This window comes from Candidatus Macondimonas diazotrophica, assembly GCF_004684205.1.
GTDB lineage: Bacteria > Pseudomonadota > Gammaproteobacteria > UBA5335 > UBA5335 > Macondimonas > Macondimonas diazotrophica.
In genome coordinates this window covers 1-236 of record NZ_SRIO01000091.1, presented here as the reverse complement: position 1 = coordinate 236, position 236 = coordinate 1, and the positions used below count along the sequence as shown (strand labels likewise).

The 236-nt window shown below is 52.5% G+C and carries 1 protein-coding gene; it reads left to right on the top strand.

The annotated features are described in order from the left end of the window. Nucleotides 1-16: 16 nt before the first annotated feature. Nucleotides 17-236 (top strand): hypothetical protein (locus E4680_RS14405; protein WP_320410121.1); only part of this gene is annotated, 220 nt, incomplete at its 3' end.

Genomic DNA, 236 nt, shown 5'->3' with positions numbered 1-236 from the left:
CGATGGTGGAAATATCTTGGATAACGTAGCGAAGTGGAATGTAGGTAAGATCAAGTTGCTCGCCATCCAACCGGCATCTGCGGCAGAAGGATTGAACTTGCAGCAAGGGGGGCGCCGTATCGTGTGGCTAACCGCTGGCTATAACCTGAGCCACTGGGTGCAGCTAAATGGGCGCGTCTCCCCTCTCAGACAAAAGCAAGCTGGTCTAAACAGAGACGTATACATTCACCGCTTGA